Raw genomic sequence first — 23870 nt, 5'->3', positions numbered from 1 at the left:
GAAAAAGTAGTTGCGTAAGAAATTTGAAGTCGGTACATTGCCGCTGACAAATGAGTTGGAGAGGGTTGATTTTTGAAAAATCTCTAACAACTCAATAATGAAGGTTGTCTCTTCATGGTTGCGCGCACGCCGTGACCCCCGCCTCTGGCTGGGTAGCGAAAGCAAAATACCGGAAGCGGCTGTAAAAACCCTTTACCGTAAGGAATTGAGGAGTTTTTTCAAAGCTATTTGCCCTCTCCATTCTTTTTTTCTTTCTTCCCCCTGAATTGAGATTGCCGGTCACCGCGAGGGCGGGAGAGTATTGTGCTGGATTTCGACGCGAAAGCGGGGATGGCGAAATATATTAACTGAATTGTTCCAAGATAAGGCGATGAAATTCGGCTTCGTAGTTTTTGGCTGCTTTCTGCCGGCGGGTAAGCACAAAGTAAAATTCGAATCCGGAAGAAATCAGATAAAGTCGGTTATGCTCGATGACATAAACGCCTTCCTCTTTGCGTCCGCCGGGCAGGTCGCGGAAAATATCGAGCAATTCGCGCAGCCCCTTGAAAATCGGAGCATATTTTTTTTTGAGGTCGGAAGAGACGGCATCAGAATCAAAATTGCCATCCGGGTCAATGCGATAGATTTTCTCCACTCCTTCAATTTCTGAGAAGCGGTTGAGGAGCGATACCTTGGGGCGAAGCGGCGTTGTTTCGACCGCGGTCGGCGTATCCTCAGGAGCGGTTTTTCGGGGCGGCTCGGGGGCGCGGGCAATCTTGACGCCGGACGGCGGTGTCGACGGGGAAATCTGCTGCATGATGCGATTGACAAACTGACCGTCATTGAGAATCTCCATCACTTCCATATGCTGTTTGCGCAGAAGCCCCTCGACTTTCAGTTTTTCTTCCATTGAGGCAATTGGCGCCGCCAGGTCCTTTTCGATTTTATGAAGAACCTGACCCTTGGAAAAAATAGACGTCGTTAAACGGGGGTTTGGTCGATATGCATACTCGGTCTGAATCTGCAGTTCGACCGCGCCTTTGACGATGCGGGAGGTTCTTCCCGCCGGTATGAAGTCAGCTTGTGCCATAATTTCTTCGGGGAGTATAATCGCATATACTCCCCCGAAGATATATCGGCAGAATCAGCATTTTGAATAACCACAGGCGTGGCAGACGAGACATCCCCCCTCATGCTCGATACGGGAGGCGCAATCGGGGCAGAACTCTTCGGTGAGGTCTTTTTCTTTTTCCAGTTTGGCGCCGTTGCCAAAAAGTTTATGCAAGACCTGAGCGATAGCGTCCGGGATGGATGAGATTAATCCGCCGCTTCCGAAGACCGGCTGGCCACCGCCAATACCGCGCAGTTGCTCCACGACTCTCTCCACCGGTATTCCGGAACGAAAGGCGAGCGAAATCAGGCGGCAGATAGCCTCGGTATCGGCCATGGTAGAATAACCGGATTTCCCAATCTGGGCGAAAACCTCAAAAGGTTTCCCTTCGTACATATTGACGGTGATATAAAGATTTCCATAACCGGTTTTGATTTTCTGGGTGACCCCCTGAAGAACTTCGGGGCGGTCCTGAATGGTAGTCGCCACCGGTACTGATGTCGTTTTGCCGGCGGTCTGGGTATGACCGGTAGAAAGAACCTGGTCGGCCCGGCTGCCGTCACGATAAATCGTGATTCCTTTACAGCCGAGTTTGTAAGCCAGCAGATAAGCGGTGCGGACATCTTCCGGGGTGGCATCCTTGGGGAGATTGATAGTCTTGGAAACGGCGTTATCGGTATATTTCTGGAAGGCGGCCTGCATTCGGACATGCCATTCCGGAGAGACATCGTGAGCGGTGACAAAAACGCGCTTGACGTCATCGGGGATTTCACTGAACGAGGCAATTGAGTTAGTCTGGGCAATTCGCTCCATCAATTCCGGCGAATAGAATCCGCGGGAACGGGCGACCGCTTCAAAGAGAGGATTGACTTCGATGAGGCGGGTCTTGTCCATCACGGTCCTGACATAGGAGACGGCAAAGATCGGTTCGATACCGGAGGAGCATCCGGCAATAATTGAAATAGTGCCGGTGGGGGCAATAGTCGTGACGGTGGAATTGCGCATCCGCGGACCCTGTCCGTCGCGGTAAAAGAACGATTTCTCCCAGTTGGGAAAAACGCCGCGGGTCTCGGCGAGCCGTTGCGATTCATCATGACTGACATTCTGGACGCGGGACATCAGCCGTTCGGCAAGGTCAAGCGCCTGCTGGGAGCTGTAGGGGATGCCGAGCATGATTAGCATATCGGCCCAGCCCATCAGACCGAGACCGATTTTGCGATTTTCTTTGGTGTTGAAATCGATTTCGGGAAGGGGGTATTTGTTGGCTTCGATAACATTGTCAAGGAAATGGACGCAGAGGCGCACCGTGCGGTCAAGTTTCTCCCAGTCGATTTCATAGCGAGAAAGGGCGTGAGGCGAATTGAAATCAACCACCGCGCGGACCATTTTGCTCAGATTCAAAGAACCGAGGTTGCAGCTTTCGTATGGAAGGAGCGGCTGCTCGCCACAGGGATTGGTTGACTCGTAGAGAGCCACCCGGGTGACCGGATTTCCTTCGTTCATCCGGTCGAGATACATCAATCCCGGTTCGCCGGTGCGATGGGCATGCTCGATAATCTTGTTGAAAACTTCGCGGGCGTCGAGATAGACCGGCTTGCCCTCTTTGGCGTAAACGGACCCGGTACGGGGGTCAATCAGTTCATATTTGCCGCCCGCTTCCACGGCGCGCATGAAGGCGTCGGTAATGGCGACAGAAATATTGAAATTGGTCAGTTCCGACAGGTCGTCCTTGCAAGAGATGAATTCAAGAATATCCGGGTGGTCGACGCGGAGGATACCCATATTGGCACCCCGGCGGGTTCCCCCCTGTTTCACCGCCTCGGTGGCGGAGTTGATAACCCGCATAAAAGAGATGGGACCGGAAGCAACTCCGGAAGTGGAGGCGACCATGGCATGCCGGGGACGAAGGCGGGAAAAGGAAAATCCGGTGCCTCCCCCCGACTTGTGAATCAGGGCGGTATGCTTGACGGCGTCAAAGATAGATTCCATCGAATCATCGACCGGCAAAACAAAACAGGCGGAGAGTTGCCCGAGCGGGCGACCGGCGTTCATAAGGGTCGGCGAATTCGGCATGAATTCGAGACGATACATCAAGTTGTAAAACTTATCTTCAATCTCCTGCACCTGTTCCGGAGTGGCGCCGAATTTCTTATCCGGCTCGGCGATGGCTTTTGCCACGCGGCGGAAGAGCTCTTCGGGAGTCTCCACCACACGTCCCTGGTCATCTTTCTTGAGATAGCGCCGTTCAAGAACTTTGATGGAATTTTCGCTCAGCTGGTAATCTTTGTCATCTTCCATGACGACCTCCTAAGATTCAATCAAGGTTGCGGAATTGGTTTCTCTGTCGATTTGAAAATCACCAAACACGATAGGAGCCTCTTTTTTCATAACTTCCAGCATAATCATACAGATTTTTCTTATCTCCCAGTGCGCCCGCGGATTGCAGCGGACTTCAAAAATATGCCGATATTCCCGGAAATTTGCCGAGATGACAATCTCAGAAGTAGTGCCGTTGGGCAAAATATAGCGGGCATCTTCCTTGGGCACGCCGGCTTTAACCATCTCCGAATAAAACTGCTCGCATTGCGCCGCTAATTCTAAGTATCGGTCTTTGTAGCCCGATTGTTCAATGGTCGGCGGCACGACGACATCAAATTCCCGCACTTTGCCGTATTCGACATATCGCTGCGACTCCTGCGAAGGAGACATGAGACGATGTCGCACCAGTTCATGCGTGAAAACACGAGAGCCCCCCTTGATGCGAAAGGTGGCAAGGGCATGCTCGAGGACGGAGTGGTGTTTCTTCCGGATTACCTTCTTGATCAGTTCTTCCGTTGAGGAGGGCGGAGAAAAACGATGGAAGGAGAGATAACAGGTACGACAGGCAAGCTCAATAACCTGCTCGGCATTAGGGGTGATTGCCATCAGTTCGACCGATGGTGTGGCGACTAATTTAGACATTTCCTTTGCCCGGTCTGTTAAAGTGACATCCATGATATAATACCTTATTTTGCTTTATATAAGTCTCACATTTTTCGAGGCAGGCGAGTTGGGGCAAAAACTCCCGTTACCGTTGCCGGCTTTTCCTCGTAAGCCATTAATATATAATTAGATACCTAAACGCGCTTGACTGCCGGGGGACTACTCGACTATATCGCCAAGCCGACCGACACTCTAATCAAAAATACGAAAAGTGTCAATATAAAAATTGCGATTTTTTGCAAAAAATCACAATATATTGTGTAACAATGGCATCAGGGGGCGTTATTTTGTATCTAACGGACATTTGGCAGGTAGTTACCCTTTCAGGTTGCCCGCCGGTGCCAGAAACTGACAGGTATTCAACTATTCGGAAATCGACTTGATGCATTAGCCAAGTTCTGTTGAAGGAAGCTGAGAATAGTTGCCGGCTGCCTAACGGAGCTGGACCTGCCATAACTTCGAAAAATGGCTTGACACCAACTGATTAATTGCGGATTTTGCAAGCTGAATCAGATTAATCGTTTAGCGCGATTATACCCTGTGTAACTTGATGGCGATGAATACGTAAACTTATAGATAGAAGCGGAGGCTGAGGACTTAATGAAGCTTAGTAATTATGAAAAGGACGGAGTGGTGGTGCTGGAGCCGAAAGGAAAAATAATGGGCGGCCCTGATGCCACCGTCTTGCATGAGAAACTCCACGAATATATCGAAAAGGGGCAAAAGAAAGTTGTGGTCGATATGGCCAAAGTGGAGTGGATGAATTCGACCGGGCTGGGAATCCTGATTTCCGGTCTGACAACTTTGAGGAATAATCAGGGGGAATTGAAACTGGCTAATGTGACCGGCAAGATCCAATCGCTTCTAACGATAACAAAACTGATTACGGTATTTGAGGCATTTGATTCCGTTGAAGAAGCGGTGAAATCGTTTTAGGGAATTGCCCGGGTGATTCCTAAGATAGCAGGGTGGGTTGGGTCTTCAACCTGCCTTTTTTATTAAAATGGAAGATAAAATGAAGAAACCGACAATCAAAGGCAACAGCATTCATATCCCCTCGTCGCAGGAGTACCTCAGTGATGTTGACAGTTTTCTGGAAGGAATTCTTCGAGGTTACGGGGTGATGGAAGAAACGATAGCCGATATTGCGATATCGGTTACAGAAATTGTCAACAACAGCATAATTCACGGCAACCGCTCCGACCTGGACAAAGAGGTGACAGTATCAATAGAGCGGAAGGACGGGGCCATAGAGATAGTGATTGGGGATGAAGGAAACGGGTTTGACCCGACGGCGGTGCAGAATCCGGTGGATGAGGATAACCTGATGCGCGAAGTGGGGCGCGGAATTTTCATAGTCCGCTCACTGATGGACTCCGTAAAATTCGATTTTCTTCCCGGAAAAGGAACCCGGGTAACGTTGTCAAAGAAAATCTCCTGAGTATTCGGGAATTGAACTGAAATGGATATTTATCAAATAGCGATAACGGCCGTCTATTTCATTTTCGGCGGCATATTGCTGTTTCTGGCATATTCCATAGTGCGCGACCATATTGGTCATCGCGCCAACCGGATTACCGGCGCCATGCTGTTCTTTGCCGCCCTGGGTCCGATTTTTCTGGCGCTGGGCACGATTGTCAAGCCGAATGTCTCGGCTGAGGCTCCTTTTGAAGAATCCTTAATCTATAATCTTCTGTATGTCTGGGAGCTTTTCTTCCCGTCGTTTCTCTTATTTTCTTGGATTTTTCCGGTGGACCGTCTTTCAGGGATGCGATTCCCGAAACTCAAATATCTTATATTTTTGCCCCACATATTTCATCTCTTTCTGGTCACCGTTTTCAAAGACCCGGACAAGATTTTGAATCTGCTTGATGTGCAGTCGGGAGAAGGATTTGCCTCGCTGATTCTGAAACCGCTCTCCGATATTCTGAAATATGTGGTGCTTGGGTTCAGCCTGTTGATTCACTCACAGGAAACACTATTTTCATTGATAAATCTAATCTATGTGGCGCTGGCGGTCTATTTCATTCTGAGAGGCAAAGGGCAGATTGCCAATCAGCAGCTGAGACGGCAATCTAATGTCCTGATTACCGGCATTTCGGTAGCGATGGGGCTTTATACGGCGGCCTTTCTGGTGCCGGAGATTTTCTCGATTGATTTTTCAGCGTCACTGCAGACCGGCGTGTTAATCGGCTCCCTTCTGGTCGGGGGCGGCGCCATTGCCTGGTCAATTGTGCGATATCAGTTTCTGGATGTCAGCGTCATTGTGCGACAGTCGCTGGTCTATACCATATCCTCGGGGATTCTGGTGGGGCTATATATACTTCTGGTGGGGGAAGCCGACCGGATGATAACGTCGCTATTTGGCGCCAAGACCACGATTGTCAATATCGCTTTTATTGTGGTGGCGCTGATGCTCTTTCAGCCGATTAATGTCCAGCTCGATAATCTGATAAAGAAACTGTTCATCAAGAGCCGCACCGATTATCGCAACCTGATGGAGATTCTCTCGCGCCGTTTGATATCAGTATTCGATCTGGAGCAGGTGCGGAGCATGATTGAAAAGACCCTGACATCGTCACTTTTCATCAAGCGGGTGTACTTCGTGCTATTTGACGACCGTCTGGGCGAATATGTGCTTCTGCCATCGGAAGATTTTGCCCATCGTGTCATTATTAATCGGGAAGACCTCTTTCTGGGAGGAATCGGTCAGCTGGAAACTCCGACTTTCATGGAGCGTTTGTCTATGTATCGCGCCGGGAGTTCCCTTGCCGATGAATTGGAGCGTCGTAAAGCGCAGCTGATATTACCTCTTAAAGATGCCGACCATCTGCTGGGATTTCTGGCGCTGACCGAGAAAGAATCGGGCTACCGTTACAATGCGGAAGATATATCGATGCTGGGGGTCATTTCCAATCAGCTGGTGACGGTCCTTACCAACGCCCGCCTGTACGCCGATTCGCTCGAAAAACAGAGGATGGAAGAAGAGCTGAATATGGCGCGCCAGATTCAGCTTGACCTGCTGCCCAAAAATCCTCCCCGTTCGGCGCACCTGGATATCTTTGCCTATTCGCTGCCGTCGCGAACAATCGGGGGGGATTTCTACGATTTCATTCCGAAAGATGACGGCATATTTGGAATGGTCATAGCCGATGCCTCGGGTAAAGGGATGCCGGCAGCGCTTCTGGTGGCGCAAATCCAGGCGATGATTCGATCGGAGGTCGCCAATAACACCGAAATCGCCAAGATTTTGTATAATATAAATAGATATGTGGTGGAATCGACATCCTCAGAGAGATTTGTGACGCTGTTCTACGCTGAATTCAATCCCGGGACGGGTGAGTTACGCTATGCCAACGCCGGTCATAATTACCCTATTCTGGCAAAGGCTGATGGTCGTCTTCAGAATCTTGACACCGGCGGCATTTTACTGGGGGCGTTTCCGGGAGCCTGTTATCAGGAGACATCTATCAGATTGGAACCGGATGATATGCTGTTTTTATATACTGACGGCCTGTCGGAAGCCCAGGATGAGAAGGAAACGGAATTTGGTGAAGAGCGGATAAGAGACTTTGTGCGACAGAATCGTGACGGCAGCTCCCGGGAGATTGTCACCAAAATATTAGAGATCGTTCGTGAATTTGACCCGACCGATCCACCCCGCGATGACACCACCCTGATTGCCATGAAATTGACGAGAGGATGACTATTCCGATGCCCCGAAAGAATTTCAACGAGCAGCTTTTATTTGAACGAAAAGAGCGATTTTCCGGGTACAGATACTGTCCCCTTTGCGGCCAGGAACTGCAGGAAGAATTTATCGACCATCGTCCGCGGCTTCGCTGTCAGAGTGAGAGCTGCGATTTTATCTATTATCATAATCCTACCCCGGCCGCCGGCGCTCTGGTGATAGCGGAGGGGAAAATACTTCTCGTCAAGCGGGCGGCGCCGCCCAAGGTAGGCTGGTGGTGTTTGCCGGCCGGATTTATGGAGTGGGCGGAACATCCCTCACAGACCGCGGTTCGGGAAATTGCGGAAGAAACCGGGCTCAAAGTGAGATTGGATTCCCTTTTTGAAGTCTATTCAGGTGAAGATGACCCCCGCACCAATGCCATCTTGATTCTCTATCTGGCATCGGTTGAAGGAGGCGAACTGTCGGCGGCGGATGACGCCCAGGAAGTGCAATTTTTTGACTTCGACCAGGTTCCGGAGACTATCGCATTCAAGTCGCACCGTCAAGCGCTCGCCGATTACCGCAAGCGATTCCTGAATAAGGCTTGACAATGACGACGGGAAATATTTCACTTGACCGTCAGGAAGTAACATAGGGACTTTTGCCCTTATTGGAGGTAAGAGTGAAATTACGCCGTTTCATAATAACCGCCGCAATAATACTGACAGCGTCATTCTTGAACGCGGCCGACGAATTTAAGAAATTCGAAAGAACATCCAGTCAAAACCCGCTTCTGGAGATCTATTTTGACAACGACCAGATCAATATTACGATTTTCGACAACGACACCAGTTTCCAGGTCCAGTTCGATAAAGAGGATGTCAGGGCAAACCAGGACGAGGTTCGCATAAAAGATACTCTGGCTTTGAGCAAAAAAGGATTCGCGCTGGGGAATCAACTTTATGGTCCGGAATTGATAGGGCGAATGGCCCTGGAAACCAATGGTGAGAACGAAACCCGGATAGTGCTTTATCGAAAAGATACAGCGGGAGTGATGCCGGCGCGCTCGCGGCGCCAGAACGAAATCACGTTTCTGGAAGATATTGTAATTGCGAAAGAACGGTTTCTCAGGGGGGGTGCGGTGGCATTCTGGGGAGATATACTGGTTGACGGTGAAGTGAATGAGGATGTTGTGGCGATATTCGGCAACGTTACCATCGGCGACAACGCGGTGGTGCGGGGGAATGTGGTCTCTTTGAACGGCGAGGTAAATCTATCGAAAAAAGCGACGATTTACGGGTCGATTAGGACCTCCAGCGGCAAGAAAAACCAGGGCTTTGACCGCTGGAAGAAATGGTACCGACGGGACCGGTTTTTCTCTCCGGTGGTAATGCTCTACTATAATCGTGTTGATGGGGCGGCGCCATATCTGGGAGTGAAATATCAGGATGAAGACTCGGTGCTGCCGAAATTCACTATCTATGGTGGATATGGTTTTGAATCGGAGCGCTGGCGATTCGTGGCGGAAGCGGAACAGACGGTGCTTCGCTCCCTGCCGCTGGCGGTGGGGGGAAGTTTCTACAAGAAGTTGTCGTCAAATGATGGCTGGCTCTTAAGCGAGGCGGAGAATACCGCTTTTGCTCTCTTAGCCACCGAGGACTATAAGGATTATTATGAGGCTGAAGGGGGAAGCGGTTATGTCAGGGTCAAGCCGTTCGGTAATCTGACAGCACGACTGGGGGTGATGTCGGAAAAGTACAAATGGCTCGACGGGCATAAAAATCTCTGGTCACTGTTCGGCGGCTCCAAGCGTTTCGGGGAAAACTTCTCAACAATAATTGAACCGGTGCGGGGAGCGGCGATAAAACAGCTCGATGGAAGCGAACTTTCCAGTGTCACATTTTCAGCGGCATTCGAAACCGAAATGCCGGAAGAATTATTTGCATCATCCTATTGGAAAGGAGTCCTCGATATCGAATGGGCGCCGGGGGAATGGAATGATGACTATGTATTCACAAGATATCAGCTGACGGTAACGCGACACCAGGAGTTGAGCCGTCAATCGGGGCTGGTCTTCAAAGGATATTATGGCGGCGCCGACAATCCTCTTCCCTTGTCACGGAAATATTTCCTGGGCGGCTTAGGTACACTGCACGGATATGAGCATAAGGAGTTCTATGGCTCGGAGTTCTGGTTGGCGAATCTGGAATATGGGGTTCGTTTCCCCAACTCAGAGATGGTGGGATGGATATTTTATAATGTCGGTCAGATAACGGAAGAGCCGATCAGTCTGTCGGAGGCGGAAGTGCGGCATTCGGTAGGCTTGGGTCTGGCGTTTGGAAATGATATCAGGATGTTAGTCGGGAAACGACTTGACCGCTCCGATGTCTCCCCTGTTATCTATGTGAGATTTCAAAATCTGTTTGAATGACAACAAGTTAGATGCTTGAAAAGACGGTCGTTACAAGGGCCGTCTTTTTTATTTGGGGGTATCATAGGTGGTCAGAATCAGAGGCAGCGGGACCCTTTGCGGTCTTAAGGATTGGGGCTTATCTGCCGATATCATAAGGAGATAAATAAGATGAAGGTGAAACTATGCCTGACTACAAGGATGAGACAGAATCTGGCACCGGCATTTTTGTAAGTAAGCCGAAACCATCTGGGCAGAAGACCGAGAGACTTCGTCTGGGTGACACCGGAAGCGTTCTGGCGCAGATGGAGGCGGCTCTGGATGAGATTGCCGGTGAGAATCCCCGAATAGAAGCAAGCGAGAATGCGACCACCACCAGACTCGAGGACCTGAGGGCAGTCCTGGAGGTATCCCTGGCTGTCAATTCCTCTTTGGTGCTTGAGGATGTTTTGCAGATGGTGATGCAGAAAGCGATTGAACTTCTCTCAGCCGAGCGCGGCTTTATAATGCTCCTGGATGACAATGGGGAGCTGCAGTTCAAGACGGCCTTCAATCTCTGCAAAGAATCTCTGATGGAGGAGGATTTCCGGATTTCCAATTCGATTGCCAACCAGGTGGCGGCGAGCGGAAAATCGATTTACACCTCGGATGCCCAGGCCGACCAGAGGTACGCCAATCAGAAGTCGGTACTGGAGCTGCATTTGCGCTCCATCATGTGCGTGCCGCTCAAGATTAACAATCGGGTCATCGGGATAATCTATCTGGATAATTCGTCTCAGGCGAAACTGTTTCTCAAATCGGACCTTTTCCTGTTTGAACTTCTGGCGCAGCAGGCAGCGCATGCCATACATAACGCCAGCCTCTATGACCGGCTTCTCGACCTCAAGCAGTACAACGAAAAAGTCATCAATAATTCGCCGGTTGGCATAGTTGTAATTGATACCGATTATCATCTGGTTTCCATTAATGACGCCGCCCTGGCGACCTTTGATAAAGACAAAGACAAAGTCCGTCTCTTCACTCCGAATGAGACTTCGACCACCTTCTTTGAATTGATTCCCGAAAGTGAGCGGGGGAAATGGCGTCAGATGATTGATATGGCGCTCAGCACACGTCAGCCGCTGGAGGATTCGCGCTATTTTCATAATACCGGCTACGATGAGAAAGTTTTTTCCATCAAGCTCTCCCCTATCAGGAAACTGCCGTACGGGCATGATGGCCTGATACTCATTATTGAGGATATCACCGAGAAGGTGATTATGGAAAAATATGTGATTCTCTCCGAGAAACTGGTGGCGCGGGGAGAAATGGCGGCCTCAATAGGCCATGAATTAAATAATTATCTGGCGATAATCGCCAATAATGCGGAATTGCTTTCGCTGAATCTTCAGAGAGGGCAGGCGGAGAAAGCTTCTTATAATTCCAAGCAGATAATTGAGAGTATATCGAAAATGAAACGGTTCACCGATGGCCTGATGGATTTTTCCAAGATGGATACCGAGGTGGTATCGTACGATATCAAGCATCTCATCGAAGACCTGTTATTCTCTCTCAAAGCGCAGAACCGTTTTAAGAAGATTGTATTTTCGGTCGACCTGGGAGCGGTCCTGCCGTCGGTGCAGATCGATGTCGGGCAGATACAGCAGGTTCTGATGAATCTTCTCAATAACGCGGCGGATGCCCTGGAACAAAGGGGGAAAGATGAAGAGGCAAGCGGGAATCGTGATTTCACCCGCAAGATAGAAATTCAGGCGGCCTTTGACGAACCCCGGGCGCAAATAAAGATATCGGTTGCCGACAACGGTTGCGGCATACCGGAGGAGGCGCTGTCGCGCATTTTTGTGCCTCATTATACCACCAAAGAAAGCGGCCATGGTCTGGGACTGGCTAATTGCAAGAAAATTATCAAAAATCATGGCGGCGAAATAGCGGTGGTTTCCAAACAGAATGAAGGTACCACATTCATAATCAGCTTGCCTTTGGAGCACGTTTCAAAAAAATAAAAAAATGGATGCCTCGTCAATCGGAGAGGAATACCAGTTAATCCGCTCTCTCGGTCAAGGAGGGACGGCGGAGGTATTCCTGGCGCAGAACAAGAAGGACAGGACTTACTCCGCGCTAAAGATGCCACTCCGCCGAAGCGCGGGCGACCTTGCCACATTTCGAACTCTGATAAGCCGTGAGTTCGATTTGATAGGGGGATGGCGCTTCCCGGGAGTGGTGCGCCTCAGGAGATTAATCGATTCCCCGACTCTCCCCTTTCTGGAGATGGAGTATTGCCCCGGCAAGTCGCTGGAGAGTATCGGACGCATCGAGGAGCCGCAGGCGTTACTGCGGCTTCTTTCCTCAATCAGCATTTCACTTTATTACCTTTATTCGGCAGGATTGTCGCACGGAGATCTCAAACCACAGAATATATTTGTTAATGGCGACACCTCCTCGGAATGGAGGAACGGATTACTTTTTACCAAGATTTCCGATTTTTCATTGGCGAAAAAGATGGGGGAAGATAGCGGCGCCCGGCTGGGGGTGGGAACGGTCGGCTATATGGCTCCGGAAACAATCCGCGGCGGAACGCTGGAGCATCGCTCCGATATCTTTGCCCTCGGTATAGTCGCCTATATGATGGCGTCAGGAAAACATCCCTTCCTCGCGGATGACTCGGACCCGGTCAGGACCAATGCCGCCATTCAGGAAACGGAACCGCCGCGTCTCTCAAAAGTTCGCGCCGATACACCGGAATCTCTTTCGGAAATCGTGGCGCAAATGCTGGATAAACTGCCGGAGAAAAGGCCTCAGGACGGCTTTGAACTTTGCCGGCGGTTAAAAGCGGCCGGCTCCGATTTTCCTTTCGAGCGAGTCATCAGGCCCAAATATCTGATGCAAGCGTTTGATAGACTTGACAATCAGGCATTCCTGGAAAAAGAGTTTGTCCGATTCTCGGCCGGTATAAGGAACCGGTTGTATGACGGCGCCGGAGCTAAGCGCCATTGTTTGAGAAGTCTTCTGGAGTGCAATTTCACAAGGGGCGTATTTCAATGGAAAGACGGGGCTCTAATATCGGCATCGGATGCAAGCGACAAAGTAATCTTCCCGAGGAGATTGCGGCGCGCCGTGGAATGCGAGATAAAAAGACTTTCTTTCAATCAGAAGAGAATGGCGATGAAGATGGCGGTTGTCGGCGATATAGAACGAGCGCGGTGTCTGGGATTAGAGCCAGAGGCAGCAGAGCGTGAAATATACACCCGTCCAGTCTTATATTGTCTGCGGCAGAGGATATCGGCCGCCACTTTGCGAAGATTATCGACGTCCCTGGCGCGAAGAGCGATCGAGTCATATAAGGATATTGAGATGGGGGCGGAACTGTATCTTCAGACCGGCGATTTTGAAGGCGCTTATGCCGCGGTGATGGAGGCGGCGGATATCAGGATAGACCGCAATGAGAATTCCGAAGCGGTGGCGTTATTGAGCGCTCTGGAGGCGCTGGCGTCAAATGGAGATGATGAAACAAGACTCGCACCGCTATTAATGAAAAAAGCCGATGCCCTGAAGGGGATGGGAGAGCTACCGGCGGCGGAAGATTGCTATAAGAGGATAATCGCTCTGTATCAGAATAAGCCCCCGGATAGACTTCTCGCCGAGACCTTTAAGGACCTGGGCGATCTCTATCGGATGAAGCAGGATTTTGAATCAGGGATTGAGGCGCTGAGGAAAGCGGAAGAGATTTATTCGGCGCTGGGGGACCATTTGGAGTTGTCGCATACGATAAATAATCGGGGCAATATTCATTGTGTCAGCAACCGATTTGACGAGGCGCTGAAAACTTTCCGGATGGCGCTGCACATTCAGAAAAAGTTAGGAGCCAAAAAAGATATCGCTTCAACTTTGAATAACATTGCCGTCACCTATTTTTCGAGGGGGCGTCTGCGCCGAATGGTGACAATCCTCAACGCGGCGCTTCTCATGAACGAAGAATGCGGCAATATGGTAGAAATTGCCCGGGTGCATAACAATCTCGGTTTTGTGCATAATGAAATGGGTGAAACGGCAATGGCGATTGACAGCCTCTCGGAGTCGCTGAAAATTAACCAGAGGATTGGTAATAGAAGAGAACTTCTTTACAACTATGAGAATCTGATACAGGTAATGATAAGAGGAGGACGACTTCGCGATGCTCTGCGCTATCTTGCCGAAGGAGCGGCGCTCTCTGAAGAACTGAATGATCAAAATCATTCCAGCATGTTTGCCGGATTCGTTGGGATAATACAATGGAGAATGGGGCAATATGGTAAGGGGCAGGAAAATCTTCTTAAGGCGATAACGGGAACGGCGCTACTGGGCAATAAACTTGACCAGACACTGTACCAGTTGGCGCTGGCGGAACTTCACGGGTGCATCAATGACCATGAGGGAGCGCTGAAGATCTTGTCGGAGGCCGAAAGAGCCGCCGAGTCCATTAATGACAAACGGGCGGCGGCATCTATCCTAACTCTACGGGCGGTCTTGAAACAAGATATGACACTGATGGAACAGGCGGAGAAACTTGCCATTTCAAACAAAGTGGCGCGAGACCTCCAATTGGTTCAGTTGAGAAAGGGGCACCTTTTGCTGGAATCCGGCAGACCGGATGAGGCGGTAAGCGTTCTTTCCGGTTTACGATTCTTGTCAGATGAGAAACATATTGACATCGAAGCCGCCGGATATTTTCGAGACCTCGGCAAAGGGTTTCTGGAAATCGGGAAAATCGCTGAAGCAGAGGGCTGCTTGACTCAAGGAGCCAGCCAGGCGAAAAGGATAGGCTTAATTCCGGAAACGACTGAATGCCTTATCGGGCTGGGACGAATCAGCGCACTATCCGGCTCTTATGAAAGCGCATATGAATATTATCGCAAGGCAATCAAGTTCATAAAGACGATGGCCGAAAGCATCGAAGACGAGAACTTGCGGGCACGATATCTGGAGGCAGGAAAAATAAATTATCTTGCAGCTGAGATAAAGAATCTGAATCGATTCCTGGGCAAAAAGATGGGGGCAGGCCGTTAGCCCTGCCCCCGCCATCAACTTTCAAAGGAGCTTATTGCCCGCCAAGGCTTAGACCTACGGGGGCGATTTTCTCCTCAAGTCTCTCGATGGTGAGTGTGTACATCAATCCACCTCCTTCGAAGTTGAGGTTAATGTTCCCGGCTAAACCGGGCTTCTCTTGTTTAAAAATTGCGAATATTCCTCTTAAGGGACTATCTGAGAACGCCTCATTTATTAATTAAATATCTTTAATTTGGCCAAATGTCAAGTAAAATTATCGTTTAAGTCTTTATCCAGCCATGAGTAAGTTATACTTTTTGCTCATAGATCTAAGGTAAGTCATTATTTTATAATTACTTAAAAACTGCTCGAGAAAATATAAAAGGCGCCATAGTGGACAGCATTAATCCAGATTGCCATTTCTGCTGGCATCTCTTGAAGGGAGTTTAAAATATTCGAAACCTCGGATTTGAATCAAGATTGAACTGCCTTTGATTCCGGTTTCGTTTTCCCTTGACTTATCTTTCCTCACTCCTAAATTAACTAAGTGAAAAGTTTCACTTTTAACTTACCAGTTTTCTTTATATTGACGGGATTTAGATATGACTAAGAGCGCAGATGTTGTCATAGTTGGAGGCGGGATTATTGGTCTGGCGACGGCATATGAGCTGGCACGACGGAAATTTGGGAAGATTGTAGTTTTGGAGAAGGAGCTTTTCCTGGGAGCCGGAGCGACCAGCAAATGCGCCGGCGGTATTCGCGCCCAATTCACAACCAGAGTAAACATTGAAATGTCAATGCTTTCCGAGAAGATTCTGGCGAATTTCGAGGATGAGGTCGGGTATCATGCCTTATTTGACCAGGTCGGATATATGTTTCTGTTGTCGGACGAGAAGGAACTGGCGCAGTTCAGCAAGGCGATGGAGTTGCAGCGCTCTCTGGGGCTGCCGGTGCAGATGATTGAGCCATCGGAAATCAACAAAATTGCCCCCGAAGTCAGAACTGATGATATAATCAAAGCAACCTTTTGCAAAAATGATGGACTGGCTGACCCCAGCGACCTGATACAGGGGTATGCCACCGGCGCCCGGAGACTGCAGGTTGAGATCAATATCGAGACCGAAGTGACCGGCATTAGGGTCAGCGGAGGAAAAGTTGCCGGCGTGATGACAAATAATGGCGAAATTGCGACACCGCTGGTGGTGAATGCGGCTGGACCTCAGGCAAAACTGATAGGTGAAATGGCCGGAATCAAGATTCCGGTGGAGCCGATTCGGAGACAGATTGTCACTACCGGGGCGCTTGACTTTATACCGCCGACTTTTCCGATGGTGGTCGATGTCAAAGCGGGACTGTATTTCCATAAAGAGTCACCGGGACTTCTGCTCGGCTGGGCGGATAAGTCGGTGCCGCCGTCATTCGATATCTCGGTGGACCCGGAATATACCGATACCATTCTGATGAAAGCGCTGGAGCGGGTGCCGCGCCTGGAGACGGCCGAAGTCTCCAAAGCCTGGGCCGGATTGTATGAAACGACACCGGACCATCATGCCATAATCGGATATGCGGAAGAGATTGAAGGTATCTTCTTGGTCACCGGATTCTCGGGGCATGGGTTAATGCATGCGCCGGCCGCCGGAATCGTTACGGCGGAAATTTTGAGCGGCAAGAATCCCTCTATCGATATCTCTCCCCTGTCGCCGCACAGATTTTCCAAAGGGTTGGTCCACGAAGAGACCAATGTAATATAGAATATATGGCCGATAATTGAGTCCAAGGATTCGAATCGGGTGGGAGTGCCATATCTGCGCGGGAAGGGCTGATTCCAAAAAGGAGTTTACAAAGGGGCAAACAAATGTTATATTTTTTGTCTTTGAAAATGGAACCTGCCGTATCGGAGTAGTTCTTCGGCCGGGAGGTTAAGTACTTGAAAAAGAATATCTTGTCATAAGCGAGTAAAAGATGGCGAAAATGAATCCGGAAGATATCAAGATTATTTTGGCAACCGACTGCGGTTCGACCACGACGAAGGCAATCCTGATTGAGAAGCGAGACGGCGAATTTCGATTGATTGTGCGAGGCGAGGCTCCCACCACAGTAGAGGCGCCGTTTGAGGATGTAACCAAGGGCGTTTTGAACGCGGTAGGCGAAGTGGAGGAATTGTCGGGGAGGAAGCTGCTGGATGATGAAGGGAAGATAATAACGCCCTCCAACGGAAATGTTGGAACGGATATATATATATCGACTTCCTCCGCGGGCGGGGGACTTCAGATGATGGTTGCCGGGGTGGTGCGCTCGATGACCGCGGAGTCGGCGGAGCGGGCGGCGCTGGGAGCGGGAGCAATAGTGATGGATGTGATTGCCTCCAATGACAAACGTCTCCCCCATCAGCAGATTGAGCGAATCCGGCATCTCAGGCCCGACATGATTCTTTTGTCGGGGGGAATCGACGGCGGTACGACCACGCATGTTGTAGAAATAGCGGAATTGATATCGGCGGCCGACCCGAAGCCTCGACTGGGGAGCGGCTATCAACTTCCGGTTATCTATGCCGGCAACAAAGATGCCACGGAGCCGGTGAAAGAGACATTGGGGAAGAAAGTCGATTTAAGAACAGTCCCCAATATCAGGCCGGTTTTGGAGCGGGAGAATCTTGGTCCGGCGCGCGAAGAGATTCATGAGCTGTTTATGGAGCATGTAATGGCGCAGGCGCCGGGGTATCGAAAGCTGATGACTTGGACCGATGCCCCTATTATGCCGACACCGGGGGCAGTGGGGCTGATAATCAAGACCATCGCTGATATGGAAGGGATTGAAGCGGTCGGGGTAGATATCGGCGGTGCCACGACCGATGTCTTCTCGGTCTTTCGTCCCGATGGCAAGGAAGGGATATTTAATCGGACGGTTTCGGCGAATCTGGGGATGAGTTACTCGATTTCAAATGTTTTTGCCGAAGCCACCTTGCCCAAAGTAATGCGCTGGGTTCCATTCCATATGGACGAGAGGGACCTTCGCAATCGTGTCAAAAACAAAATGATTCGCCCGACGACCATACCGCAGTCGATGGAAGAGCTTATTTTCGAGCAGGCGATAGCCAAAGAGGCGCTGCGGCTGGCATTCATCCAGCACAAGAGCTTCGCCACGGTTCTAAAAGGGGTTCAGCAGCAGAGAACGATTGCCGATGCCTTTGAGCAGACGGCATCGGGGCAGACGCTGGTCAATATGATGACGCTGAATATTCTGGTTGGGTCGGGGGGAGTTCTGTCGCACGCGCCGCGAAGACACCAGGCGGCAATGATGTTGATTGATGCCTTCCTTCCCGAGGGAGTTACACGACTGGCAGTTGATTCGATCTTTATGATGCCGCAGCTGGGGGTGCTCTCCACGGTGCAGAAGCAGGCGGCGACGGAAGTATTCAACAAGGACTGTTTGATTCATCTGGGATGCTGTGTGGCGCCGGCCGGCGAAATCAAGAAGCCGGGACCGCTCATGAACTATAAGATTAGCCTGCCGGACGGAAAAGTCGAAAGCGGGACTCTTGAATTAGGCCAGATGAAATTGATTCCTCTTGGCTTAGATGATAAAGAGATTCCTCTGAAAGCAAAAGCGGAGCTGGAGCCATTACGAGGGCTTGACTTGGGACATGGCAAAGGGAATAAGATTGAAACGGAACTTACCGGCGGCGTAGTCGGTATCATTCTGGACGGCCGCGGCAGACCCTTTATTCTTCCGGAAGATGACAAAATTAGAGTCGAAAAGCTTCGCGAATGGATGCTGGAGTTGAAGGTATATCCTGAAGAAGCGCTGGCGCGTCAATAAAATGCATAAAAGATTAGGCCATAAAGTAATTCTGATAGTCGCATCATCGCTTTTTGCCCTTTCGGCATTGGCGGGAGTCTTTGTCGATTGGCGCGGCGGCTTTCATGTCACCTATCCGGACAACTGGCGGGTGGTGCCATATTCCGAGGTGAGCAGTTTTCTGGAAGACCAGGGACTGGATGTGATTTCAATTGACTATGACGCCGTTCTGGCGGAAGCAGAATCAGAGCCGTTCCAGAGCGGGGCATATGTTTTTGTGGCGTTGCACGAGACCGGCGCTTTGAGCGACCGTCAGATTGATTCAGTACTGAAATCAGTGGCGGAGGTGCAGTTTCTGACTATCAGTGAAGGTGCTCTTGACGCCGCTGCCAGTTTGAGCAAAGACAGGCTGATTTTTGACCGCAACCGGCAAGCGGCGGCATCATACAGCGATATCAGAACGGCGACTACCGATAAAGCCTATCTGGAGCTTCGCAAATTCTATGAAAAAGGGGTAGCGCTTTTTCTCTGTTATGCGCCGCGGGAGAGATTCAGCAGTTTGAAGCCGGTTTTCTTTAATCTTCTGGAGACTTTTTCGACTAAGAATCTAAGAGAGATGGCTCCCCAGGAAAACCTCAAAATTGTTGACCTGGCTACCCGGGAGAGGCTGGCGTCACCAACGACAGAAAATGAACCGCCGGCGGCAGGGCAGGGAGTGAACAAAGAATCAGGAAATAAGAGCATTTATATTATTATACTGGCGATAGTCTTAGCCGGAATCGCTCTGGTAATAAGATTGAAGAAGAAAATAATCCAATCAGGTAGCGATAGATAAGAGGCGAATAAATGGGACATGCATATACCCCCGGATTGAAAGTAACCGACAAGATACTGATAACCAAGAATCGGATTCTTCCTCTAAAAGGGGCAGTAGTCGTTAAGAAAGGCGATAAGGTCAAGCCGGATGATATAGTGGCAAGAACGCATTTACCCGGCACGGTGGAGCCGCTCAACGTTGCCAACATTCTGGGGCTTCCGCCGGAAGATATCAATGATGCCATGTTGAAGAAGCAGGGGGATGCGATCAAGGAAGGGGAAGTCATTGCGCGGACGAAATCATTCTTCGGCCTTTTCAAATCGGAATGTGCGGCAAAAATCACCGGCACTATAGAGTCGATATCGCATATCACGGGGCAGGTGCTTCTGCGCGGAGAGCCGATACCGGTCACGGTAAAAGCGTATATTGACGGTGAGGTGGTGGAGATTTTTGAGCGGGAGGGAGTGGCGGTCGCTACGTGGTGTTCGTTTATCCAGGGGATATTCGGAATCGGCGGCGAAACCTACGGGGAGATAAAGGTTGTCGTTCCGGACAACAGCACCATATTAACCGACCAGGAAATAGGGCCGGAATGCAAAGGGAAAGTGGTGGTAGGCGGCTCAATGGTTACGGCTGAGGCCATTAAGAAAGCAGCTAAGGTCGGGGCGGCCGGAATCGTTGTGGGTGGATTCGATGACAAGGATTTAAGAGACTTTTTGGGATATGACCTGGGAGTCGCCATTACCGGTTCGGAAGATGTTGGAATTACTCTGATTGTCACCGAAGGATTTGGTCAGATAAATATGGCGCAAAAGACTTTTGACCTTTTGAAATCGAAGGAAGGGCAGCGCGCTTGCATCAACGGCGCCACTCAGATTAGAGCCGGCGTTATCAGGCCGGAGGTAATAATTCCCTTCCCAGCCGATATCCATGCCAAACAGGATACCGGCGACTATCGTGAGCAGGGGTTGAGGGTAGGGTCGCCGGTCCGGGTGATCCGACATCCCCACTTCGGCAAACTGGGAGTGGTGACCGACCTTCCTCCGCAACTGCTGGAGCTGGAATCAGGTTCGAGCGCCCGTATTTTGGAAGTGCAATTTAAAGATGGCTCCAAATCAATAGTGCCGCGCGCCAACGTGGAGATGCTCGAATCTTAATTGCTGCAGAATATCGACGGCAAAACCAAAGGTCCCCGGGATGGGGACCTTTTCATTTATATCGCAACTAAACCAGGAAATATTTTCAATATAGCGACATCAATGTCCGGAATGACCGGTGGTGTCGGCGCCGGTTCCGCCGGTGGTATCGACGGTAGTGGCGGAATCGGTGGCCATTGCGGTGTCAGTGGTCGCGGGAGCGGTCTGAGTTGTTGTCTCAGTCGTGGCGGATGACTTATCGGCTTCAGGTTTTTCCGATTTACCACACCCGGCCAAAACAAAGATCAAAAGCAACCCGGCCAGCAGAATGATTGAGATTCTTTTCATCGAGAACTCCTTTCTCTTATATCCATCCGGTAACATCCAAAACTCATCTACGCAATTTGAAATGGATTGTCAAGCAAAAGATGCATCCGGGGGGACGTTCATTTGTTTTTATTGACTCAAGCTGTTTCTGGGCATATTATTGCTGGGGAGATCCGGCATGTCCGGTTAAGCCGAGTATTATAAACCTTTTACACGCTTGGAGCGTAAAAGAGTAAAGTATGACAACGGAATTGATACTTCCTTTCAGCATATTTTCCGGCGGCGTCTGGCAGATAATAGGCCAGTCGAGTCTGTTTGGACTGATAATATTGTTCATATTGATAGTTTTCTCGCTGGTTTCCTGGGCGATTATGTTCAACAAATGGCGGCTGTATAAGAAAGTTGACGCGCAAAACGAAATCTTCTTGAGTTCCTTCCGGCGCACCAGGAAATTTACGGAAGCCCTGGGGCAGGCGAACACCTTGCGCCTCTCCCCGCTTTCGGCGCTGTTTCTTGCCGGATATAACGAGATAAAAGAGATTTTTGAGAAACAGAGCGGCGGGAATCCATCGAACGCGCCGGCAAAACTTGGCGACGACGACCTGGAAATAGTGCGGATGACCCTGGAGCGGGCAACGGCGGAGGAGGTGGGGAATCTGGAGAAGCATGTAGTTTTTTTGGCGACAACCGCCAATGCCTCTCCCTTTCTGGGACTTTTGGGAACGGTGGTTGGGGTTATGGATGCCTTCTGGTCGATAGGTGAGCGCGGTTCGGCGTCGCTGGCGGTGGTCGCCCCGGGCATAGCGGAAGCGCTTCTGGCGACAATTGTGGGACTGGGCGCGGCGATTCCGGCAGTGATTGGATATAACTGGGCAAATAACAAATTGAAGTTCTATTTTGATAAGGCGTCCAATTTCTCCCTGGAGTTTCAGGCACGAATTAAGAAGGATTTGTCATGAACAAGAAGCGGGAATATCGCGCCATGGCGGAGATAAATGTCACCAACCTGGTCGATGTGGTGCTGGTGCTTCTGATAATTTTCATGATATCGGCGCCATTGCTTCAATCCGGCATTGAGGTCGATTTGCCCAAGACAAAGACAGCCGCTCTGAATGAGCAAGCCGAGGGAGTGGTGCTTACGATTGACCGCAAGGGGGGAATCTTTGTCAATGATGTCTGGACCAGGCTGGAAAATTTCGAAAGCAGCGTTGACAAGGAATTGAAGAAGGCGAACCGCTCGTCGGTTTTCCTCCGGGCTGATTCCCTGGTGCCGTACGGCGTGGTCGTGGAGGTAATAGGACGTTTGAAAACAATGGGGATTGAAGAGATGGGACTTATTACCGGTAAAGAGGAAAACAACAAGCCGAAAAAGAGATGAGACAGGATTTCTTATTATCAATAATGATTCATCTGGTAGTGGTTCTGGCAATGGTGGTGGCGGCGCCATTCAAGCCGCAAATCAGGACTGACCTGGGAGACGTAATCAAAGTCAATCTGGCATCGCTGCCGGCATCATTGCAGGCATCGCCGGTACTGCCGTCTCTCGGAGCCGGTATCATTGAGGACGAACCGATAGCGGCAATCCTCGAGCCGGCCACGGTGAAAAAAGCCAAGCCGATTGACAAACCGAAGCCGAAACCAAAAAAGAAAGAAACCAAGCCGAAACCGCAGACAAAAACCACTGATTCGACCAAAGTCGGCAGTACGGCTGGGCAGAAGGATGTCAGCGACAATCTTGGTGTCGGTTCCCGCTTTGGCGGGGCATCGATAGACAACGCCTCATTTGATTACCCCTACTGGTTTGTTCAAGCCTTTTCCAAAATAGAGCGGAATTGGAGCAATCCGGTTTATGCCAATCAGCCGTTAGCCTGCATTATCTACTTCCAGGTTATTCGTTCGGGAAGAATCATAAAAATAGAGATAGAGCAGTCCTCGGGGTTTGACGCCTATGACCGCGCCTGCGAAAGAGCGGTTAAAATGGCCGAGCCTCTTCCCCCGCTTCCCAAAGAGTTCACCGACGAAATAATCGGCATTCACCTCGAATTTCCCTATTCACCGCAATGAAAATCAGAAGTCTCTTATTATTATTATCACTACTGGGGCTGGTTAATCTAAACTCGGTGGGTCAAACCGTGCGGGATGTGCGGGGACGGCTTGGAGAGAAATCGACTTTCGAGCCGACCAAAATTTCGGTGGAAGAAGTGCGCTATGTGGGGATAAATTATATCAGCGCCAATGATTCGATAATAATGAATAACTGCGCCGAGATTCTGCGCAACGACCTCGATTTCTCGCCGTTTTTTGAAGTCGTTTATCTTGATTCGTTTTTTATGCGGCATATGGAACTTCAGGAGATGACGCTCTTGGGCTGGTCCTGGATGGGCTCATCGTATGTAGTTAAACTCGACGCCGAATTTCCCCACAACAACATACGGTTGCGCTATTATCTGTACGCGACCGATTCCCAGAGAGAGATTCGGAAAGAGCGGTTCGAAAGCGATAAGAATGACTACCGGGCGTTGGTGCACGAGATGGCCAATGATATCTATAGAGCGTTGACCGGCGATGAGGGAGTGTATCGGACAAAGATTGCCTATGTTAAACAGGTGGGGAAA

Annotated in this window: 19 protein-coding genes; 15 read left to right on the top strand and 4 right to left on the bottom strand. The window is 50.1% G+C overall.

The features are described from left to right. Positions 1–343: 343 nt before the first annotated feature. From AB1690_02880 to thyX, 3 genes are read right to left on the bottom strand one after another with little or no spacing between them, the layout of a single operon-like run. Positions 344–1069 carry a hypothetical protein gene (locus tag AB1690_02880; protein ID MEW6014246.1) on the bottom strand — a complete coding sequence of 242 codons (726 nt, stop codon included), beginning with the start codon at positions 1067–1069 and terminating at the stop codon, positions 344–346. 54 nt (positions 1070–1123) lie between these two features. Next, the gene (locus tag AB1690_02875) at positions 1124–3388 is read right to left on the bottom strand and encodes a vitamin B12-dependent ribonucleotide reductase (protein MEW6014245.1); all 2265 of its coding nucleotides are present in this window, start codon (positions 3386–3388) and stop codon (positions 1124–1126) included. A 9-nt stretch (positions 3389–3397) separates the two neighbouring features. Then, positions 3398–4051: an FAD-dependent thymidylate synthase gene (gene thyX, locus AB1690_02870; GenBank protein MEW6014244.1), complete on the bottom strand. Its 654-nt coding sequence runs from the start codon at positions 4049–4051 to the stop codon at positions 3398–3400. Between the two features lie 621 nt (positions 4052–4672). Here thyX and AB1690_02865 point away from each other — a divergent pair. From AB1690_02865 to AB1690_02815, 11 genes are all read left to right on the top strand, one after another. Beyond that, complete coding sequence (locus AB1690_02865) at positions 4673–5008, top strand: STAS domain-containing protein (protein ID MEW6014243.1); 336 nt, start codon at positions 4673–4675, stop codon at positions 5006–5008. 79 nt (positions 5009–5087) lie between these two features. Continuing rightward, positions 5088–5513, top strand: a complete 426-nt coding sequence (locus AB1690_02860) for an ATP-binding protein (protein MEW6014242.1) — start codon at positions 5088–5090, stop codon at positions 5511–5513. A gap of 21 nt (positions 5514–5534) precedes the next feature. Next, entirely contained in the window at positions 5535–7778 is a 2244-nt protein-coding gene (locus tag AB1690_02855; protein ID MEW6014241.1) for a SpoIIE family protein phosphatase, read from the top strand. Between the two features lie 8 nt (positions 7779–7786). Further along, entirely contained in the window at positions 7787–8353 is a 567-nt protein-coding gene (locus AB1690_02850; GenBank protein MEW6014240.1) for an NUDIX hydrolase, read from the top strand. Between the two features lie 74 nt (positions 8354–8427). Then, positions 8428–10176, top strand: coding sequence for a BamA/TamA family outer membrane protein (locus tag AB1690_02845; protein ID MEW6014239.1), 1749 nt, complete (start codon positions 8428–8430; stop codon positions 10174–10176). A gap of 164 nt (positions 10177–10340) precedes the next feature. Next, complete coding sequence (locus tag AB1690_02840; GenBank protein ID MEW6014238.1) at positions 10341–12158, top strand: ATP-binding protein; 1818 nt, start codon at positions 10341–10343, stop codon at positions 12156–12158. 4 nt (positions 12159–12162) lie between these two features. After that, a complete protein-coding gene (locus AB1690_02835) occupies positions 12163–15198 on the top strand; it encodes a tetratricopeptide repeat protein (GenBank protein ID MEW6014237.1) in 3036 nt (1011 codons plus the stop codon). 581 nt (positions 15199–15779) lie between these two features. Beyond that, positions 15780–16928 carry an FAD-binding oxidoreductase gene (locus tag AB1690_02830; GenBank protein ID MEW6014236.1) on the top strand — a complete coding sequence of 383 codons (1149 nt, stop codon included), beginning with the start codon at positions 15780–15782 and terminating at the stop codon, positions 16926–16928. Positions 16929–17139: 211 nt separating this feature from the next. Then, the gene (locus AB1690_02825; GenBank protein MEW6014235.1) at positions 17140–18996 is read left to right on the top strand and encodes a glutamate mutase L; all 1857 of its coding nucleotides are present in this window, start codon (positions 17140–17142) and stop codon (positions 18994–18996) included. Between the two features lies 1 nt (position 18997). Then, positions 18998–19810 (top strand): hypothetical protein, encoded by an 813-nt coding sequence (locus AB1690_02820; GenBank protein ID MEW6014234.1) that lies wholly within the window; start codon positions 18998–19000, stop codon positions 19808–19810. 11 nt (positions 19811–19821) lie between these two features. Next, positions 19822–20949 (top strand): hypothetical protein, encoded by a 1128-nt coding sequence (locus AB1690_02815; protein MEW6014233.1) that lies wholly within the window; start codon positions 19822–19824, stop codon positions 20947–20949. A gap of 99 nt (positions 20950–21048) precedes the next feature. On the opposite strand, the gene AB1690_02810 is transcribed toward AB1690_02815, so the two are convergent. Beyond that, positions 21049–21276 carry a hypothetical protein gene (locus tag AB1690_02810; GenBank protein ID MEW6014232.1) on the bottom strand — a complete coding sequence of 76 codons (228 nt, stop codon included), beginning with the start codon at positions 21274–21276 and terminating at the stop codon, positions 21049–21051. 218 nt (positions 21277–21494) lie between these two features. Here AB1690_02810 and AB1690_02805 point away from each other — a divergent pair, with 218 nt between their 5' ends. From AB1690_02805 to AB1690_02790, 4 genes are all read left to right on the top strand, one after another. Continuing rightward, positions 21495–22214: a MotA/TolQ/ExbB proton channel family protein gene (locus tag AB1690_02805; GenBank protein ID MEW6014231.1), complete on the top strand. Its 720-nt coding sequence runs from the start codon at positions 21495–21497 to the stop codon at positions 22212–22214. Beyond that, positions 22211–22633: a biopolymer transporter ExbD gene (locus AB1690_02800; GenBank protein ID MEW6014230.1), complete on the top strand. Its 423-nt coding sequence runs from the start codon at positions 22211–22213 to the stop codon at positions 22631–22633. The genes AB1690_02805 and AB1690_02800 overlap by 4 nt, the downstream gene beginning before the upstream one ends. Positions 22634–22656: 23 nt before the next feature. Beyond that, the gene (locus AB1690_02795; protein ID MEW6014229.1) at positions 22657–23319 is read left to right on the top strand and encodes an energy transducer TonB; all 663 of its coding nucleotides are present in this window, start codon (positions 22657–22659) and stop codon (positions 23317–23319) included. Continuing rightward, a partial coding sequence (locus tag AB1690_02790; GenBank protein ID MEW6014228.1) for a hypothetical protein occupies positions 23316–23870 on the top strand: 555 nt, incomplete at its 3' end. The genes AB1690_02795 and AB1690_02790, both read left to right, overlap by 4 nt.

This window comes from Candidatus Zixiibacteriota bacterium, assembly GCA_040753495.1.
Taxonomy (GTDB): Bacteria; Zixibacteria; MSB-5A5; order GN15; family PGXB01; genus DYGG01.
This window is presented reverse-complemented; position numbering and strand designations above follow the sequence as displayed.

Excerpts from the sequence above, each read along its gene's own strand:
- AB1690_02865 (MEW6014243.1), top strand. The coding sequence starts at position 4,673 with ATGAAGCTTAGTAATTATGAAAAGGACGGAGTGGTGGTGCTGGAGCCG.
- AB1690_02860 (MEW6014242.1), top strand. The coding sequence starts at position 5,088 with ATGAAGAAACCGACAATCAAAGGCAACAGCATTCATATCCCCTCGTCG.
- AB1690_02855 (MEW6014241.1), top strand. The coding sequence starts at position 5,535 with ATGGATATTTATCAAATAGCGATAACGGCCGTCTATTTCATTTTCGGC.
- AB1690_02825 (MEW6014235.1), top strand. The coding sequence starts at position 17,140 with ATGGCGAAAATGAATCCGGAAGATATCAAGATTATTTTGGCAACCGAC.
- AB1690_02880 (MEW6014246.1), bottom strand. The coding sequence starts at position 1,069 with ATGGCACAAGCTGACTTCATACCGGCGGGAAGAACCTCCCGCATCGTC.
- AB1690_02815 (MEW6014233.1), top strand. The coding sequence starts at position 19,822 with ATGGGACATGCATATACCCCCGGATTGAAAGTAACCGACAAGATACTG.
- AB1690_02835 (MEW6014237.1), top strand. The coding sequence starts at position 12,163 with ATGGATGCCTCGTCAATCGGAGAGGAATACCAGTTAATCCGCTCTCTC.
- AB1690_02820 (MEW6014234.1), top strand. The coding sequence starts at position 18,998 with ATGCATAAAAGATTAGGCCATAAAGTAATTCTGATAGTCGCATCATCG.
- AB1690_02830 (MEW6014236.1), top strand. The coding sequence starts at position 15,780 with ATGACTAAGAGCGCAGATGTTGTCATAGTTGGAGGCGGGATTATTGGT.
- thyX (MEW6014244.1), bottom strand. The coding sequence starts at position 4,051 with ATGTCTAAATTAGTCGCCACACCATCGGTCGAACTGATGGCAATCACC.
- AB1690_02810 (MEW6014232.1), bottom strand. The coding sequence starts at position 21,276 with ATGAAAAGAATCTCAATCATTCTGCTGGCCGGGTTGCTTTTGATCTTT.
- AB1690_02850 (MEW6014240.1), top strand. The coding sequence starts at position 7,787 with ATGCCCCGAAAGAATTTCAACGAGCAGCTTTTATTTGAACGAAAAGAG.
- AB1690_02840 (MEW6014238.1), top strand. The coding sequence starts at position 10,341 with ATGCCTGACTACAAGGATGAGACAGAATCTGGCACCGGCATTTTTGTA.
- AB1690_02805 (MEW6014231.1), top strand. The coding sequence starts at position 21,495 with ATGACAACGGAATTGATACTTCCTTTCAGCATATTTTCCGGCGGCGTC.
- AB1690_02875 (MEW6014245.1), bottom strand. The coding sequence starts at position 3,388 with ATGGAAGATGACAAAGATTACCAGCTGAGCGAAAATTCCATCAAAGTT.
- AB1690_02800 (MEW6014230.1), top strand. The coding sequence starts at position 22,211 with ATGAACAAGAAGCGGGAATATCGCGCCATGGCGGAGATAAATGTCACC.
- AB1690_02795 (MEW6014229.1), top strand. The coding sequence starts at position 22,657 with ATGATTCATCTGGTAGTGGTTCTGGCAATGGTGGTGGCGGCGCCATTC.